Raw genomic sequence first — 15,508 nt, forward strand, 5'->3', positions numbered from 1 at the left:
CGCTCGTCCGGTGGTGATGAGCAGGCGACGAGGGGGACACATGACGGTGACGCAGGACCAGGTGGCGACGGGGAAGGCGCCGGAGCAGCGGCGGCACGCGATGCGGGTCCGCAAGCGCGACGGCGAGCTGGAGCCGGTCGACGTCAACAAGATCGTGAAGGCGGTCGAGCGGTGGGTCGCCGACCTGGACGAGGTCGACCCGCTGCGGGTCGCGACGAAGACGATCAGCGGCCTGTACGACGGTGCGACGACGGCGGAGCTGGACAAGCTGTCGATCCAGACGGCGGCGGAGCTGATCGGTGAGGAGCCGCAGTACTCACGCCTGGCGGCGAGGCTGCTCGCTGCGTACGTCGACAAGGAGGTCCGCGGGCAGGGCGTGGCGAGCTTCAGCCAGGCGGTCCGGCACGCGCACCAGCAGGGCCTGATCAGCGACGCCACGGCAGGGTTCGTGGCCCGCAACGCCCGCAAGCTCGACGACGCCGTCGACCCGGACGGCGACCTGCGCTTCGAGTACTTCGGGCTGCGGACCGTCGCCGACCGCTACCTGCTGCGCCACCCTTCGTCGAGGCTCGTCGTGGAGACGCCGCAGTACTGGCTGCTGCGGGTCGCCTGCGGGCTGTCCACGACGCCGGGTGAGGCGATCGGCTTCTACCGGCTCATGTCCTCGCTCGCGTACCTGCCGAGCTCCCCGACGCTGTTCAACTCCGGCACCGCGCACACGCAGATGTCGTCGTGCTTCCTCGTCGACTCGCCCAGGGACGAGCTCGACTCGATCTACGAGCGCTACCACCAGGTGGCGAAGCTGTCGAAGTTCTCCGGCGGGATCGGCATCTCGTGGTCGCGGATCCGTGGCAGAGGGGCGCTGATCCGCGGCACCAACGGCAGGTCCAACGGCATCGTGCCGTTCCTCAAGACGCTCGACGCCGGGGTCGCCGCGGTCAACCAGGGCGGCCGGCGCAAGGGCGCGGCGTGCGTGTACCTGGAGCCGTGGCACCCGGACGTCGAGGAGTTCCTGGAGCTGCGGGACAACACCGGCGAGGAGGCCCGCCGCACCCACAACCTCAACCTCGCCAACTGGATCCCCGACGAGTTCATGCGCCGGGTCGAGGCCGACGCCGACTGGTCACTGATCGACCCGTCCGACGCTCCCGAGCTGCCGGACCTGTTCGGTGCGGCGTTCGACGAGGCGTACCGGGCGGCCGAGAAGCACGCCGTGAGAACCGTCAAGGCCAGGGATCTGTACGGCAGGATGATGCGCACCCTGGCGCAGACCGGCAACGGGTGGATGACGTTCAAGGATCGGTCCAACACGCTGTCCAACCAGACGGGCGCACCCGGCAACACCATCCACCTGTCGAACCTGTGCACCGAGATCCTCGAGGTCAACAGCGACGACGAGACTGCGGTGTGCAACCTCGGCTCGATCAACCTCGGCGCGCACCTCACCAGCGAGAGCGCCGGCGGCATCGACTGGGACAAGCTGCGCGCCACCGTCCGCACGGCGGTCGTGTTCCTCGACCGGGTCATCGACATCAACTACTACCCGTCGCAGCAGGCCGCCGCGTCCAACCCGCGGTGGCGGCCGGTCGGCCTCGGGCTCATGGGCCTGCAGGACGCGTTCTTCACGCTGCGGCTGCCGTTCGACTCCCCCGCCGCGCGGAAGCTGTCGACCCGCGTCCAGGAGGAGATCTACCTGACCGCGCTGGAGACCTCGGCGGAGCTGGCGGAGCGGTTCGGGCCGCACCCCGCGTTCACCGAGACCCGCGCGGCCGGCGGTGCGCTGCACCCCGACCTGTGGGGCGCGCCCGCCGAGGGCGAGCGCTGGGCCGCGCTGCGTGCCAGGGTCGCGGCCACCGGCCTGCGCAACTCGCTGCTCGTCGCGATCGCCCCGACCGCGACGATCGCGTCGATCGCCGGCTGCTACGAGTGTATCGAGCCGCAGGTGTCGAACCTGTTCAAGCGCGAGACGATGTCCGGGGAGTTCCTGCAGATCAACACGTACCTGGTGCGGGAGCTCAAGGCACGGGGGCTGTGGACCGCGGCGGTCCGCGAGCAGATCAAGCGGGCCGAGGGGTCTGTGCAGGACATCGCCGAGCTGCCGGCGGACGTGCGCGAGCTGTACCGCACCGCATGGGAGCTCCCGCAGCGGGCGCTCATCGACCTCGCAGCGGCCCGCGCCGCCTACGTCGACCAGTCGCAGTCGCTGAACCTGTTCATGAGCGCACCGACCATCGGCAAGGTCTCCTCGATGTACCTGTACGCGTGGAAGGCCGGCCTGAAGACCACGTACTACCTGCGGTCCCGCCCGGCCACGCGCATCCAGCAGGCCACCGTGGCGGTCGCGCCGGTGAAGCCCGCTGTCGTGCCCCTGCTCACCGTCCCGGGCGCCGAGGCGCTCGCCTGCTCCCTGGAGAACCCCGAATCGTGCGAGGCATGCCAGTGACCGCCATCCCCGAACCCCGCCTGATCGCCGGCGTGCGGCCGACGCTGCTCGACCCGGGCATGGACCTGACGCTGCGGCCGATGCGGTACCCGCGGTTCTTCGACCGGTTCAAGGACGCCATCAAGAACACCTGGACCGTCGAGGAGGTCGACCTGCACAGCGACCTCGCCGACCTGACGAAGCTCTCCCCCGCCGAACGGCACCTCGTGTCCCGCCTCGTCGCGTTCTTCGCCACCGGCGACACGATCGTCGCCAACAACCTCGTGCTCAACCTGTACCAGCACGTCAACAGCCCGGAAGGCCGGCTCTACCTCTCCAGGCAGCTGTTCGAGGAGGCCGTCCACGTCCAGTTCTACCTCAACCTCCTCGACACCTACGTCACCGACGACGCCGAACGGTCCGCGGCGTTCGCCGCGGTGGAGAACATCCCGTCGATCGCCCGTAAGGCCGACTTCTGCTTCAAGTGGATCGACTCGATCTTCGAGCTGCGCGAGCTGAAGACCCGCGACGACCGGCGGGCGTTCCTGCTCAACCTCATCTGCTTCGCCGCGTGCATCGAAGGTCTGTTCTTCTACGGCGCCTTCGCCTACGTGTACTTCCTGCGCTCCCGCGGCCTGCTGCACGGCCTCGCCTCGGGCACGAACTGGGTCTTCCGCGACGAGTCGATGCACATGGCGTTCGCGTTCGACGTCGTCGACACCGTACGCGCCGAGGAGCCCGACCTGTTCGACGCTGACCTGCAGGACCAGGTCCGGCAGATGCTCGCCGAGGCCGTCGAGTGCGAGGTGCAGTTCGCCGCCGACCTCCTGGAACAGGGCATCTCCGGCATGTCGTTGCCCGACATGCGCGAATACCTGCAGCACGTCGCCGACCGGCGGCTCGCCACTCTCGGCATCGCGCCGCTGTACGGCAGCCGCAACCCGTTCGCGTTCATGGAACTGCAGGACGTGCAGGAGCTGTCGAACTTCTTCGAACGCCGCGTCTCCGCGTACCAGGTGGGCGTGACGGGCACGGTCAGCTTCGACGACGACTTCTGACCGGCGGTCCGCTGCCGTCCTGCGCCGCGTCGCGCAGGACGGCAGCGGCACCGCACAGTTGTGACGAATCGCTGTGTCACATGGTGGGTGGCCGGGTTCCGGAACCGCCGGGCACCCGTAGGATGGTCGGCAGTGCTGGTTCGCGCCGTTCGTGAGGACGGGGCGTCGTAAGAGGGAACCCGGTGCGACACCGGGACTGCCCCGCAGCGGTGAGTGGGAACGACCGCCGTCATCGAGCACTGGACCGTGAGGTCTGGGAAGCGACGGCCAGTAGGCGACCATCCGTGGTCATGCCCGCGAGTCCGAAGACCTGCCCGCACCGCGCACACCGACCGGTGTGCGCCGCCGGCGACCCCTCGGGAGGGTCAGGGCGGAAGCGGGACGCGCCGTCCCCTGCCTCCTCCCCTCCCTTGAGGTCGTCGCGACTTCGAGGGAAGGAGCCCTGTGGTGAGCACCGCATTCGGGCAGAGCACCGTCCTCGGTTACCCGCGCATCGGCGGGAACCGGGAGCTGAAGAAGGCCGTCGAGGCGTACTGGGCGGGCCGCATCGACGCGGCGGTCCTGGACGAGACCGCGGCCGGGCTGCGGGCCGAGGTGTGGCAGACGCTGCGCAACGCCCGGCTGGACGCGATCCCGTCCAACACGTTCTCCTACTACGACCACGTCCTGGACACCGCCGTCGCCGTCGGCGCGGTCCCGGCCCGGTTCGCCCGGCTCGGCCTGTCCGAGCTGGACACGTACTTCGCGATGGCCCGCGGGGTCGAGGCCGAGCCGGCCATGGAACTGACGAAGTGGTTCGGCACGAACTACCACTACCTGGTGCCGGAGATCGACGCGGACACCGTGTTCGCGGCCAACCCGGTCAAGGCCCTCGGCGAGGTCGCGGAAGCGGGCCGTCTCGGCATCACCACCCGGCCGGTGCTGGTCGGCCCGGCGACGTTCCTGCTCCTGGCGAAGGGCGCGGACCCGTTCGCCCGGCTCGACGACCTCGTCGAGGTGTACGCGCAGATCCTCACGGTCCTGGCCGCGGCCGGCGTGACCTGGGTGCAGCTGGACGAGCCCGCGTACGTCGCGGACCGCACCCCGCAGGAGATCGACGGGCTGCGCCGCGCGTACACCCGCCTCGGTTCGCTGACCGATCGGCCGCGGCTCTTCGTCGCCACCTACTTCGGTGAACTCGGCGACGCCCTCCCGGCACTGCTGCAGACCCCGATCGAGGCGATCGGCCTGGACCTCGTCGCCGGCCCCGGCAACCTCGAACGCCTCGCCGCGTCCGGACCGCTCGGTGGGAAGACGATCGTCGCCGGGCTCGTCGACGGTCACAACATCTGGCGCACCGACCTGCGCACCGCGGCCGTCCGCGGCGCGACCGTCACCGCCCTGGCCGACCACGTCGCAGTGTCCACGTCGTGCTCGCTGCTGCACGTGCCGGTCGACCTGTCCGTCGAAACCCGGCTCGACCCGGCGCTGCACGAGCGGCTCGCCTTCGCCCGGCAGAAGGTGGACGAGGTCGTGCTGCTCGGCCGGGCGGTCCGCGACGGCACCGCCCACCTGCCCGCGCCGCTGCCGCCGGTCCCCGCCGCATGGCGCGACGCGCCGGTCCGGGCCCGGCTCGACGCGCTGTCCCCGGCGGACCGGCGGCGGGGCTCCTATGCCGTCCGGGCGCGGGTGCAGCAGGAGCGGCTGCTGCTGCCGGACCTGCCGACCACGACGATCGGGTCGTTCCCGCAGACCGCCGAGCTGCGCGAGGCCCGCGCCGCGGTCAAGGCAGGCACCCTCGACGCGGCTGGATACACCGTCCGGATGCGCGAGGAGGTCCAGCGCGTCATCCGCCTGCAGGAGGACCTCGGTCTCGACGTCCTCGTGCACGGCGAACCCGAACGCAACGACATGGTGCAGTACTTCGGGGAGCAGCTCGACGGGTTCGCCGCCACCGACCACGGCTGGGTGCAGTCGTACGGGTCCCGCTGCGTCCGCCCACCGATCATCTACGGCGACGTGGCCCGCAAGGCACCGATGACCGTCGAGTGGTCGGCCTACGCGCAGTCGCTGACCAGCAAGCCGGTCAAGGGCATGCTCACCGGCCCCGTCACCATCCTCGCCTGGTCGTTCGTGCGCACCGACCAGCCCCTGGCAGACACCGCCGACCAGGTCGCCCTCGCCCTGCGCGACGAGTGCGCCGACCTCGAGGCGGCCGGGATCACCGTGATCCAGGTCGACGAACCCGCCCTGCGGGAGACCCTGCCGCTGCGCAAGGCCGACCAGAAGGCGTACCTCGACTGGGCCGTCGGCTCGTTCCGGCTGGCGACCAGCGGCGTCGCGGACGGCACGCAGATCCACACGCACCTGTGCTACTCCGAGTTCGGCGAGGTCATCACCGCCATCGACGCGCTCGACGCCGACGTCACGAGCATCGAGGCGTCCCGCTCGAAAATGGAGGTCCTCGACGACCTCGCCGCCATCGGGTACAGCCGCGGCGTCGGACCGGGCGTGTGGGACATCCACTCCCCGCGCGTGCCGTCCCACGACGAGGTCGCCGGCGCGCTGCGCCGTGCCGTCACCGCCGTGCCGGCCCACCGGCTCTGGGTCAACCCCGACTGCGGCCTGAAGACCCGAGGCTACGCCGAGGTGGAGGCGTCGCTGCGGCGCCTCGTCGCGGCCGCCGCCGAACTGCGCGGCGACTGACGATCCACTACCGCCCGGGCGGGCGCCTCACTCCGAGGCGCCCGCTCGGCCCCGTTCGGCACAGCGTGATGAGCATCCTCATCGGCGAGGGCCCGTTCTACCGCACCGGCCAGGAGTCGTTGGAGTCCTCGCACCGCATCTTCCACAAGGCGTTCCCGGGCGGGTTCTCCTGGGAGGTCCTGGATGTGCTCAGCCCGGCGGCGGCCGTCCGGCTCGGCTCCGGATCGCCGTCGCCGTCCACAATGGACGCTCTTGGTGCACCGCCGTCAGGCGCCCCGGCCCGAGGCGTGCCGCTGCAGCGTGGACTCGGGCAGGCCGGACTCGGCGGCCAGGGCCCGCCACGTCGCGCCCTCCGCTCGCCGGTGCGCCGCGTACGCGGCGACCGAGGTGAAGCCGAACGGTGCGGCGGCGCTCGAGCTGCGGCTCGCGGCCCGGTGCCGCTTCGTCGCGTGCGGGACCGCGGCGATGCCGTGCCGCTCCATCGCCGCGAGGACCGACCAGCGCGTCACCCCGGCCTCGGCGGCGATCGCGGCGACCGTGCGGTGTTGCCGTAGGTGGCGGTGGCGGAGGTACGCGCCGACGCCGGCATGACCGGCGGCCCGGGCGGCCGGCAGCAGCCGGGCATCGCCGGGGTGGGTGCGGATCCGCGTGCGCTGCGCGGCGAGGTCCGGCGCGATCGCGGGCAGGTGCCGGGACAGCCAGTCCTTGTGCAGCCCGGCCTCGCGGCTGATCGCGGCCAGGCTCCGTCCGCTCGCGAGACGGTCCCGGACGTAGCCGGCGAAGGACGCGAACCCGAACTGGGCCGCGACCTTCGCGCTGACGTCGGACAGGTGCTGCTCGGACCGCTGCCGGTTGCCTTCGGCGCGGGCCGCGGGGCGAACACCCGCCAGGGCCGCGAGGGTCTTCGCGAGGCGCTCCTGCGGATGCGGCCGGCCCCGGGCGGCCTCTGCGGCGGCGGCCGTCAGGGCGCCGCTGCGCGCCCGGACCCGGGCCGCCGCCTGCGCCTGCTGGACGGCCGGCTCGCGACGCTGGCGGGCCCGCAGCGCCTCCGCGCGCCGCTGCCGGGTCAGCCGGCCCGCCAGCGAGTTGCCGACCTCCAGGCCGAACGCGGCGATGTAGGCGGCCTTGGTCCAGCCGTGCACCCGCAGGTGGCTGGCCACCGACAGGTACCAGCGCCCGCACAGGTGGCAGCAGACGCGGTCGCCGTCGCTGAGCAGGACGCCGACCGGCGCGTGGATCGGCGTGCCGTCGCCGAGGTGCCCCGCGATCACGCCGCACCTCCCTGAACTGGTAGTCGCAATGAGACTACTGAGGATGCGACGCGGACGGAACCCCGCGCCGTAGGCTGACGCGATGGGTGAGCTGCCGTCGCTGTCCCTCGCCGACTGGGTCGTGCTCACCGTCGTCGACGAGCGGCCCACCCACGGCTTCGCGATCGCCGCCCTCACCGCCGAGGACGGCGCGCTCGGCCGGGTGTGGCACATCCCCCGCCCGATCGTCTACCGCTGCCTGGACCGCCTCACCGGGCTCGCCCTGCTCCAGGTCGAGACCACCGAGGCGGGCAGCCGCGGCCCGCAACGCTCGATCCTCGCCATCACCCCGGCCGGATCGGCGGCGGTCGCCGAGTGGCTGCACGAGCCGGTCCGGCACGTGCGGGACATGCGCTCCACGCTGCTGGCGAAGCTGGCCCTGCTCACCCGCCGCGGCGACGACCCCGCCGGCCTGATCGCCGCGCAGCACGACATCCTGGTCCCGGTGCGCGACACACTGCGACGCCGGCACGCCGCCGCGTCCGGCTTCGACCAGACCCTACTCACGTGGCGACTGGAGAACACCGAGGCCGCCGTGCGGTTCCTCGACGCGATCGGCCGGTCGGCCGCGCCGCTGTCACCGGACGGCGCCCACTGATCGGTGGCACCGTGGACCACCGCGGCCTCGGGCCCGATCTCGACACGGCGATCCGGCGGCAGCAGGCGGCAGCAGGCGGCCTTCGCAACACCGTCACCGCGCCCTGATCGCTCGTGCGGCTCCGGAGCGCCGCGCACATACGGAGGGCACGCGGCAGGTGACTTGCACCGGCGGGGCAGGTTGCGCAGCCCCCGCGGCGGATGCACCCTTGGTGGACGAGCCCGGCGGCGACCTGCGGTCCTGCCTGGCAGGGCGCCAAGTAGCGGGAGCTGATGGGAAACGCGTGGCTCGCCGACGTCGGCACGGACCCGCAGCGGCGGGCCCGTGAGATCGCGGCCGCCCACGAGCGGTTCCTGTCCACCCGCGCGTTCGCCGGGACCGGCCCGGGGCTGCGGGACGTCGTGGCCAGGTCCTGGCAGCGGTCGTCGGCGGCGCGGGTCGGCCAGGACGCGAGCCCGCCGGTCCTGCTCGCTGACGACGACCTGTCCGCCTACCGGGCGGCGCACCCGCTCTCCCGGGTCATCGGTGTGCTGCGGCAGCTCGTCGGCGACACGGCGGACGACGGCGACTACCTCATGGCGGTGTCCGACGCCGCGGGCCAGCTGCTGTGGGTGGAGGGTCACCGGGTCGCCCGGGCCCGCGCCGAGCGGATGAACTTCGTCGAGGGCGCCCGGTGGGACGAGGCGCACGCCGGCACCAACGCTCCCGGCACCGCGCTGGCACTCGACCACGAGGTGCAGATCTTCGCCACCGAGCACTACCTGCCGTCGGTGCAGGCGTGGACGTGCTCGGCCGCGCCGATCCACGACCCGGTCACCGGGCAGGTGCTGGGCGTCGTCGACATCACCGGCGGGCACGGTGTGGCCAACCCGCTGAGCCTGGCGCTGGTCCGCTCGGCGGCCCGCGCCTCCGAGGCCGAGCTCGCCCGGCAGCTCCACGCACCACCCCGGCTGTGGGCGCCCGGCGCACGACTGTCCGCGCTCGGCGGCAGCGACGGCATCCTCCACCTCGACGGGCGGACGATCCGGTTGCAGCGCCGCCACACCGAGCTGCTGATCATGCTGGTCCTGCACCCGGACGGGCTGAGCGGTGAGCAGCTGCTCAGCCTGCTGTACGACGACCAGGCGAACCCGGCAACGCTGCGGGTGGAGCTGAACCGGCTGCGGCACGTCGTCGGGGACCTGCTCCTCTCGCGCCCGTACCGGCTGCGCACGGCTGTCGGCGCGGACTTCGCCGACGTGGCGGCCGCGCTGCGGAGCGACCACCTCGACCGAGCCCTCGCCGGCTACCCGGGACCGCTGCTGCCGAGCTCGGAGGCGCCCGGGGTGGCCCGGCAACGGCAGTGGCTGCACACCCAGCTCCGCTCGGCGGTGCTCGCCTCGTCCGACGCCGACCTCGTCCGGGCCTGGGCCGACCGGAGCGGCTTCGACGACCTCCAGGTGTGGGAGCGGCTCGCCGCCGTCGCGCCGCACCCCTCGGCACATCGCGGCGTGGCCGATGCGCGGGTACGGCAGCTGCGCGACGAATACGGGCTGAGTGCCGACGCAACGTTCAAGTAACGTCCGCGAAACTACCGTGCCCGTCACGGCCCAACCGTCCAACGAGGGACGGCGGCAGCTGACGGAAGGTCACCCACGATGACCGATTTCGCCGCGCCCGGCACGTCCGGCGCGAAGATGCGCTACGAGCCGCGCTACGACAACTGGATCGGTGGGCAGTTCGTGCCGCCGGCGAAGGGGCAGTACTTCGAGAACCCCAGCCCGGTGACCGGCCAGACGTTCACCGAGGTCGCCCGGGGCACCGCCGACGACGTCGAGCTCGCCCTCGACGCCGCCCACGGCGCCGCACCCGCCTGGGGCCGGACCTCGGCCGCCGACCGGGCGAACATCCTCAACAAGATCGCCGACCGGATGGAGGCGAACCTCGAGGCCCTTGCCGTCGCCGAGACCTGGGAGAACGGCAAACCGGTCCGGGAGACCCTCGCCGCCGACATCCCACTGGCGATCGACCACTTCCGCTACTTCGCCGGCGCCATCCGCGCCCAGGAAGGGTCGCTGTCGGAGCTGGACGACGACACCGTCGCGTACCACTTCCACGAGCCGCTCGGCGTCGTCGCCCAGATCATCCCGTGGAACTTCCCGATCCTCATGGCGACCTGGAAACTCGCTCCCGCCCTCGCGGCCGGCAACGCCGTCGTGCTCAAGCCCGCCGAGCAGACCCCCGCCTCGATCCACTACCTGATGAGCCTCATCGGCGACCTGCTCCCGCCGGGCGTCGTCAACATCGTCAACGGGTTCGGCGTCGAGGCCGGCAAGCCCCTCGCGTCCAGCGCCCGGGTCGCGAAGGTCGCGTTCACCGGCGAGACGACCACCGGGCGGCTGATCATGCAGTACGCCAGCGAGAACATCAAACCGGTCACGCTGGAGCTCGGCGGCAAGAGCCCCAACATCTTCTTCGACGACGTCAGCGCCGCCCAGGACGACTTCTACGACAAGGCCCTCGAGGGCTTCACGATGTTCGCCCTCAACCAGGGCGAGGTCTGCACCTGCCCGTCCCGCGCGCTGATCCAGCAGGGCCACTACGACCAGTTCCTGCACGACGCCGTCGCCCGCACCGAGCAGATCGTGCAGGGCCACCCCCTCGACCTGGCCACCATGATCGGTGCGCAGGCGTCCAACGACCAGCTCGAGAAGATCCTGTCGTACCTCGACATCGGCCGGCAGGAAGGCGCCAAGGTCCTCACCGGCGGCGCGCGGGCCGACCTCGGCGGCGAGCTCGCCGGCGGGTACTACGTGCAGCCGACGATCTTCCAGGGCAACAACGCGATGCGCATCTTCCAGGAGGAGATCTTCGGCCCGGTGGTGTCGGTCGCGCCGTTCGCCGACTTCGACGACGCCATCAAGATCGCCAACGACACGCTGTACGGGCTGGGCGCCGGCGTCTGGACCCGCGACGGTGCCAGGGCCTACCGGGCCGGGCGGGCCATCCAGGCCGGCCGGGTGTGGACCAACTGCTACCACGCATACCCCGCGCACGCCGCCTTCGGCGGCTACAAGGGCTCGGGGATCGGCCGGGAGAACCACAAGATGATGCTGGATCACTACCAGCAGACCAAGAACCTCCTGGTCAGCTACTCCCCCAAGAAGCTCGGGTTCTTCTAGGTGGGCGAGCTGTCCCGCGTCGCGGTCACCGACGCCGCGGCGGAGCTGCTGCGCAAGCTGTACGCCGTCAACGGCCCGCTGATGTTCCACCAGAGCGGCGGCTGCTGCGACGGCAGCTCCCCGATGTGTTACGTGGACGGCGAGTTCCGCACCGGCGGATCGGACGTGCTGCTGCAGGAGCTGCGGATCGACGGCGTGCCGGAGCCGGTCACGTTCTGGATGTCCGCCGCGCAGTTCGAGGCGTGGCGGCACACCCACCTCACCGTCGACGTGGTCCAGGGACGCGGCGGCGGGTTCTCCCTGGAGGCTCCCGAGGGCGTCCGCTTCCTGATCCGGTCGCGGCTGCTCACCGCCGAGGAGAATGCCGTGTTCAACCCGTAGGCGGGCCTCGGCGGCCGGGCGGAGCTACCCGGTCGCGCGTTCCGCGATGGCCAGGAACCGGTGCGGCGGGTCGTCATAGCCGGCGATCCGCCGGCCGGTGCGGGCGGCGGAAGCGCGCAGCGCGCCTTCCGCCAAGGACTGGGCGCCGCACCGGCCGTGCCGGGCGGCGAGGGCGGCCGGCCGGGCGGGTGGAACAGCACGAGCCTCCCGCCGGGCCGGGTGACGCGGGCGAGCTCCCGCAGGCCGGCGTCGATATCGGGCAGGTGCATGATCAGCCCGGCGGCGAAGATCGCGTCGATGCCGGCGTCGGCGAACGGCAGCCGGCGCGCGTCGCCGAGGACCAATCCCCCGCAGTGCTGTGGGGCCGCGCGACGGCGAGCCACTGCGGGGTGACGTCCAGCCCGATGACGGTGCCGCCCGGCCGCGACGGCGGCCTCCTCGCCGGGCGGGGTGCCGTCCAGCAGCCGGACGCAGGGGCGCCACGAGCCGGTCGGCCACGGCGCCGCTGTGACCCTCGAAGCTGTCGACGATCACACCGGCCGGGCGGCACGACCTCGACCAGCAGACCGAGGACCTCCGCCCACCGTCGTGCCTGCTCACCGCCGACATCGGCGGTCGTCCCACTGCCCCGTCGATCACTCCATCATGCAGATGCGGGCCAGATGAGACCAGGCTCTCGAAGAAGCGAGCTTGATAGCCGGTTTGCTCCCGCACATGCGGCCGCTAGGGTGAGCCGGTGACAGTGTTCCGGATCAGTGAAGCGGCCGACCTGCTGGGCGTGAGCGCGGACACGGTCCGGCGCTGGGTGGACGCGGGCCGGCTGCCCGCCAGCCGGGACGAGCACGGCCACCGGCTCATCGACGGTGTCGATCTCGCCGAGTTCGTCCGCACCGAGGGCACCGACACCGGCGCTTCCTCGGCGCGCAACCGGCTGCGCGGGATCGTCACCGCCATCGTCAAGGACACGGTGATGGCGCAGGTCGACATCCAGGCCGGCCCGTTCCGGGTCGTGTCGCTGATGAGCCGGGAAGCCGTCGACGAGCTCGACCTGCAGGTCGGGTCGGTGGCCGTCGCAGTGATCAAGTCGACCACGGTCGTGGTGGAGCGCTCCACCCCGGCCGTCGCCAACAAGGGGAGGAACGGCTCGTGAGGTCCCGTTGGATCCGCACCAGCCTGGCCGCGTTCGCGGCCCTGACCGTCGTGGGGATCAGCGCCTGCGCCGACGACACGAAGACCGCCGCTGCGCAGCCGTCCGCCGGCGGCGCCAGCAGCGCCGCCGCGGTCACCGGCGACATCGCGGTGTTCGCGGCCGCCTCGCTGACCGAGTCGTTCAAGACCATCGGCAAGGACTTCGAGACCGCCAACCCCGGCACGAAGGTCACCTTCAACTTCGCCGGCAGCTCCGCCCTCGCCACGCAGATCAACCAGGGCGCACCCGCGGACGTGTTCGCCTCCGCCGCGCCGGCGAACATGAAGACCGTCACCGACGCCGGTGGCGGCGAGGGCACGGCCACCACGTTCGTGAAGAACCAGCTCGTCATCGCGGTGCCGAAGGGCAACCCGAAGGCGATCAAGGGCCTCGCCGACCTGACGAAGCCCGGCGTGAAGGTCGCCGTGTGCGCCGAGCAGGTGCCGTGCGGCGCCGCCGCGAAGAAGGCCCTCGACACCGCCGCCGTGAAGCTCACCCCGGTGACCCTCGAACAGGACGTGAAGGCCGCCCTGTCGAAGGTGAAGCTCGGCGAGGTCGACGCGGCGCTGGTGTACCGGACCGACGCCAAGACCGCCGCGGCCGACGTCGAGGGCGTCGAGTTCGCCGAGTCCGCGGGTGCGATCAACGACTACCCGATCATCGTGCTGAAGAAGGCGAAGAACCCGGCCGGCGCGCAGGCGTTCGTCGCCTACGTCCTGTCCGACAAGGGCAAGGCCGTCCTCACGACCGCCGGCTTCCAGGCGCCGTAGACTCCGGCGATGCCGATCATGGACTCCGCCACGGCGGCGCGGCCGGCGGCCGCGCCGCAGCGGCGGCAGCGGATACCGGCCGGACTGCTCCTGCCGGCCGGGCTGGGCCTGCTGTTCCTCACGTTCCCGCTGGTCGGCCTGCTGATCCGCGCTCCGTGGACGACGCTGCCGCAGCGGCTCACCGAGCCGGGCGTGCTCACCGCGCTGCGGCTGTCGCTGCAGTGCGCCACCCTCGCCACCCTGGTCTGCGTGCTCCTCGGCGTGCCCCTCGCCTGGCTCCTCGCCCGCGTCGAGTTCCCCGGCCGGCGCCTCGTGCGGGCCCTGGTCACCGTCCCGCTCGTGCTGCCGCCCGTCGTCGGCGGCGTGGCGCTGCTGCTCGTCTTCGGCCGCCGCGGGCTGCTCGGCGAGTGGCTCGACACCACGTTCGGGATCACGCTCCCGTTCACCACCACCGGGGTCGTCATCGCCGAGGCGTTCGTGGCGATGCCGTTCCTCATCATCGCCGTCGAGGGCGCGCTGCGCGGCGCCGACAGCCGCTACGAGGAGGCCGCCGCCACCCTCGGCGCCGGCCGCTGGACCACGTTCACGCACGTGACGCTGCCGCTCGTCGCGCCCGGCATCGCCGCCGGCGCGGTGCTGTGCTGGGCCCGCGCGCTCGGCGAGTTCGGTGCCACCATCACCTTCGCCGGCAACTTCCCCGGCACGACCCAGACGATGCCCCTCGCGGTCTACCTGGCCCTGGAGACCGACCTGGACGCCGCGATCGTGCTGAGCCTGATCCTGCTCACCGTCTCCGTCGCCATCCTCGCCGGCCTCCGCGACCGCTGGATCACCAGCCCATGACCGGCGCCTTCGTCGACGCGCACCTCGTCGTGGACCGGGGCACGTTCCAGCTCGACCTCGACCTGCGGATCGACCCGGGGCAGGTCGTCGCCCTGCTCGGCCCCAACGGCGCCGGCAAGACCACCGCGCTGCGTGCCCTCGCCGGGCTCCAGCCCCTCACGACCGGGCACGTCACCGTGGACGGCGTCGACCTCGACCGGCCCGACCGGCGCCGCTTCACCCCGCCGGAGCGCCGGCCCATCGGCGTTGTCTTCCAGGACTACCTGCTGTTCCCGCACCTGACCGCGCTCGACAACGTCGCGTTCGGCCCCCGCCGTCACGGCGTCGACCGGCGCTCTGCCCGGGAACAGGCCGCCACCTGGCTCGACCGGGTCGGGCTGGCCGGGCACGCCAAGCGCAAGCCCCGCCAGCTCTCCGGCGGGCAGGCCCAGCGGGTCGCCCTGGCCCGCGCCCTGGCAGTACACCCGGCGCTGCTGCTGCTCGACGAGCCCCTCGCGGCGCTGGACGCCCGCACCAGGCTCGACACCCGCGCCGAGCTGCAACGGCATCTCGCCGAGCACGCCGGTGCCGCGCTGCTCGTCACCCACGACCCGCTCGACGCGCTCGTCCTCGCCGACCGGCTCGTCATCGTCGAGGACGGCCACGTCGTGCAGGAGGGCGACGCCGCCACCATCACCGCCCAGCCGCGCACCGACTACGTCGCCCGGCTCGTCGGCCTCAACCTGTACCGCGGCCGCGCCGACGGCCACACCGTCCACCTCCTTGGCGGGTTCGACCTTGCCACCGCCGACCGGCTCGACGGCGACGCGTTCGTCGTGTTCCGGCCCTCCGCGGTCGCGCTGCACCCGCACCGACCCGACGGCAGCCCCCGCAACACCTGGAGCGCGACCGTCGCCGGCATCCAGCGCCACGGCGACAACCTGCGGATCCAGCTCGCCGGGCCGATCACCGCCGCGGCCGACGTCACCCCGGCCGCCGCCGCGCACCTGAACCTGGCGCCGGGCCGGCAGCTGTGGGCCGCCGTCAAGGCCACCGAGACCCACGCCTACCCCGCCAGCGGGCCGGCTACCTGACGGTGCCGGTGCCCACCG

Annotated in this window: 12 protein-coding genes, 1 pseudogene and 1 riboswitch; of the genes and pseudogenes, 11 read left to right on the top strand and 2 right to left on the bottom strand. The window is 72.4% G+C overall.

The window, feature by feature from the left end:
- The first annotated feature begins 40 nt into the window (after positions 1-40).
- The 3 genes from ACFY3L_RS24390 to metE all read left to right on the top strand — a co-directional run bounded on the left by ACFY3L_RS24390 (position 41) and on the right by metE (position 6,165).
- The gene (locus ACFY3L_RS24390; protein WP_389328196.1) at positions 41-2,443 is read left to right on the top strand and encodes a ribonucleoside-diphosphate reductase subunit alpha; all 2,403 of its coding nucleotides are present in this window, start codon (positions 41-43) and stop codon (positions 2,441-2,443) included.
- Entirely contained in the window at positions 2,434-3,480 is a 1,047-nt protein-coding gene (locus tag ACFY3L_RS24395; protein ID WP_389328199.1) for a ribonucleotide-diphosphate reductase subunit beta, read from the top strand. Before ACFY3L_RS24390 ends, ACFY3L_RS24395 begins: the two co-directional genes overlap by 10 nt.
- A 119-nt stretch (positions 3,481-3,599) precedes the next feature.
- Positions 3,600-3,813: riboswitch (cobalamin riboswitch) on the top strand.
- Positions 3,814-3,927: 114 nt separating this feature from the next.
- Positions 3,928-6,165, top strand: coding sequence for a 5-methyltetrahydropteroyltriglutamate--homocysteine S-methyltransferase (gene metE, locus ACFY3L_RS24400; RefSeq protein WP_389328202.1), 2,238 nt, complete (start codon positions 3,928-3,930; stop codon positions 6,163-6,165).
- Between the two features lie 266 nt (positions 6,166-6,431).
- Here the strand turns inward: metE and ACFY3L_RS24405 are convergent, their stop codons facing one another.
- The gene (locus ACFY3L_RS24405) at positions 6,432-7,436 is read right to left on the bottom strand and encodes a hypothetical protein (RefSeq protein ID WP_389328204.1); all 1,005 of its coding nucleotides are present in this window, start codon (positions 7,434-7,436) and stop codon (positions 6,432-6,434) included.
- 82 nt (positions 7,437-7,518) lie between these two features.
- Between ACFY3L_RS24405 and ACFY3L_RS24410 the strand changes: the two genes are divergently transcribed.
- From ACFY3L_RS24410 to ACFY3L_RS24425, 4 genes are all read left to right on the top strand, one after another.
- Positions 7,519-8,073, top strand: coding sequence for a PadR family transcriptional regulator (locus tag ACFY3L_RS24410; RefSeq protein WP_389328207.1), 555 nt, complete (start codon positions 7,519-7,521; stop codon positions 8,071-8,073).
- A 272-nt stretch (positions 8,074-8,345) separates the two neighbouring features.
- Positions 8,346-9,632, top strand: coding sequence for a transcriptional regulator (locus ACFY3L_RS24415; RefSeq protein ID WP_389328210.1), 1,287 nt, complete (start codon positions 8,346-8,348; stop codon positions 9,630-9,632).
- 78 nt (positions 9,633-9,710) lie between these two features.
- Positions 9,711-11,234 carry an aldehyde dehydrogenase gene (adh, locus tag ACFY3L_RS24420; protein WP_389328213.1) on the top strand — a complete coding sequence of 508 codons (1,524 nt, stop codon included), beginning with the start codon at positions 9,711-9,713 and terminating at the stop codon, positions 11,232-11,234.
- Positions 11,235-11,615, top strand: coding sequence for a DUF779 domain-containing protein (locus ACFY3L_RS24425; RefSeq protein WP_389328216.1), 381 nt, complete (start codon positions 11,235-11,237; stop codon positions 11,613-11,615).
- Positions 11,616-11,821: 206 nt separating this feature from the next.
- Here ACFY3L_RS24425 and ACFY3L_RS24430 read toward each other — a convergent pair.
- Positions 11,822-11,998, bottom strand: a pseudogene (locus ACFY3L_RS24430) (class I SAM-dependent methyltransferase); the annotation flags it as partial.
- Between the two features lie 353 nt (positions 11,999-12,351).
- Between ACFY3L_RS24430 and ACFY3L_RS24435 the strand changes: the two are divergent.
- From ACFY3L_RS24435 to ACFY3L_RS24450, 4 genes are read left to right on the top strand one after another with little or no spacing between them, the layout of a single operon-like run.
- Entirely contained in the window at positions 12,352-12,765 is a 414-nt protein-coding gene (locus ACFY3L_RS24435; RefSeq protein ID WP_389328219.1) for a molybdopterin-binding protein, read from the top strand.
- Positions 12,762-13,574: a molybdate ABC transporter substrate-binding protein gene (gene modA / locus ACFY3L_RS24440; protein WP_389328222.1), complete on the top strand. Its 813-nt coding sequence runs from the start codon at positions 12,762-12,764 to the stop codon at positions 13,572-13,574. Before ACFY3L_RS24435 ends, modA begins: the two co-directional genes overlap by 4 nt.
- An 18-nt stretch (positions 13,575-13,592) precedes the next feature.
- Positions 13,593-14,417, top strand: coding sequence for an ABC transporter permease (locus ACFY3L_RS24445; RefSeq protein ID WP_389328858.1), 825 nt, complete (start codon positions 13,593-13,595; stop codon positions 14,415-14,417).
- Positions 14,414-15,490: an ABC transporter ATP-binding protein gene (locus ACFY3L_RS24450; RefSeq protein ID WP_389328225.1), complete on the top strand. Its 1,077-nt coding sequence runs from the start codon at positions 14,414-14,416 to the stop codon at positions 15,488-15,490. Before ACFY3L_RS24445 ends, ACFY3L_RS24450 begins: the two co-directional genes overlap by 4 nt.
- Positions 15,491-15,508: the final 18 nt, after the last annotated feature.

The organism is Dactylosporangium sp. NPDC000521 (genome assembly GCF_042898305.1).
In the GTDB taxonomy this organism is placed as follows: Bacteria; Actinomycetota; Actinomycetes; order Mycobacteriales; family Micromonosporaceae; genus Dactylosporangium.